The organism is Taylorella asinigenitalis ATCC 700933 (assembly GCF_000687755.1).
Classification (GTDB): Bacteria; Pseudomonadota; Gammaproteobacteria; order Burkholderiales; family Burkholderiaceae_B; genus Taylorella; species Taylorella asinigenitalis.
Map to the genome: position 1 here is coordinate 1 of NZ_JHXN01000030.1, position 2211 is coordinate 2211.

General features: G+C 29.7%; 1 protein-coding gene and 1 tRNA gene. Both read right to left on the bottom strand.

The genetic code is table 11. The features are described from left to right. Positions 1-672: 672 nt before the first annotated feature. Positions 673-1929: a tyrosine-type recombinase/integrase gene (locus T432_RS0107680; RefSeq protein WP_028884781.1), complete on the bottom strand. Its 1257-nt coding sequence runs from the start codon at positions 1927-1929 to the stop codon at positions 673-675. Positions 1930-2116: 187 nt separating this feature from the next. Then, positions 2117-2192, bottom strand: a tRNA-Gly gene (locus tag T432_RS0107685). Positions 2193-2211 lie beyond the last annotated feature (19 nt).

Below are 2211 nucleotides of genomic sequence, written 5' to 3' on the forward strand. Positions count from 1 at the left end.
AACTGCTTTAAAAGAGGCTATTCCTTTATGAACTCTAATTTAAGAATTAACGATTATATTAAGCATATGGAAAAGTTTAAATGGAGCGGGAAACGGGAATCGCACGATTCACTAATAGCTAGTAATTATGCAGTTCTTTAAAATAAAATTTTATTTTACACCACTAATTACACCATCTAAATAATATTGCTATCTTAAATTGAAGAGGTGTAGTTACACCATTTACACCACTTACACAACTCAAAATTCTAAATAAATCTTAATAGAATGAAAGACGGTATTTTAAATATATAAATTCAATAAAACAATTTGATTTAAAAGCCAAGATTATTACCTACTCAATGGCTATGATCCATACAATTACCATTAGATAATACGTAAGTAATAATCTATAAGGTTTTCTTTCTCATTATCCTAAAAAGAGGGCTATATTGCCCTCTTTTTAAGTATTCCGATAGGAATACATATCTTTTAACTTTATAGTGCAAAAGCCCCACTACGCTACGCTACGAGTGGGCTGTTTTTTTTGCACCTTTTCCTTTGATTTTATAGAAGTGATAATAATGAGAGAAAAAAATTAGGTATAGCTAAGTTCTTATTAAGTGTATAGATACTAGATAGTGGATAAAATTAGAAATTTATATACCTTGAAGTAAATAAGATATTGAAATCTTAGCTTATTTTAAGATTGTTATTCTCTAGAAAATCAGCCCATGCTTGCCATAGTTCTTTCTGATGTTTTAATTGTTTAGAATGATCATAAGCTCTCTGTACTGGATTTTTACTTTTATGATTAAGCATATTTTCAATAACGCTTTGGAATTGAGGATATTTTTCATTTAACCATGTACTAGCTAAACCTCTAAAGCCATGTATATTTTGTTTTTCAGAGGATATTACTCTCTTCAATATCTTAATCAATGTACCTTCTGATATATGTTTATTTTTACTTCTAGAATCACTAGGAAATATATACTCATATTGTCCTGAATACTCATTGAGTTGATTTAACAAATCTAAGGCTTGAGTAGGTAATGGTATTATTTGCTCTAATACACCACTTTCCTTTTGAATAATACTACCCTTTTGGTTTTCACTTGGAATAGTCAATAGTTTCTTTTCAAAATCCACATGTTCCCATTTTATCTTTATGAATGCACCATGCCTTATAAATAGAATAACCATCAGTTTTAGACCTAATAAATTAACAGGATTTACTGATCTAGTATCTATATTAGATATTCCCTCTAATAGATTTGGTATCTCTTCTAAATCCACATGTGGGTGATGTTTGACTACATTTTTGGTCAAATACAATTTAACTGGATTGATGTCTGGAATATGATTTATGTAATTCTTAAGAAATGCATGCTTTAAAATTTCTTTTAGTAAACCCAATGATTCAGCAGGAGTAGTTTTCCCTTTATCTTCAAGATCGCCTAGATTATTTATAATTAATTGGGTATCTACATTTCTAATATCTATATTTCCTATTGTAGGTATTAAGTGATTATTTAAGTAACCTAGCAATTTTGTATATCTTTTAGAAGAGATGTTTTTATTATTTCTCTTAATCTCTATAAGCTCTCTTCCAACTTCTTCTAAAAGATATTTAGAGTCTTCAGATCTTGTAGTTTTATTTGACTTGGTAATTTTGATAGGCTCAATGCCATTTTTTAAATCAAGCTGAATCTGATAAGCTTTCTCTCTAGCATTAGATAAGCTAATTTCATATTTGTTATTTTTAAAATATGGTCCAAGAGAAATTGATTTGTCTTTACCATCCAGCCCTTTATATCTAAGTAACCAAGTTTTAATCCCATTTTTATGTACTTCTAAATATAAGTTACTTCCATCAGAGTACTTAACTACTCTTTTGTGTGGATCAGGTTTAAGGTTTTTTATTTTTAGTTCAGTTAATTTTCCCACTATATAACCTTTACAATCTAATTTACACCACTTTTGATTGTACTACACCACTAATTACACCACTAAATGAGTGTGGCTATAAGACAATTATGATAGATTTATGAAAGTATATTATTGGTATACTTCTAGTAAAATCAATTACTTATGAAAGGTATGAGAAATAATGAATGAGTAAGAAAAGGGGGAGTGGAGCGGGAAACGAGTCTCGAACTCGCGACCTCAACCTTGGCAAGGTTGCGCTCTACCAACTGAGCTATTCCCGCATCATAAACGCAAAGAGCT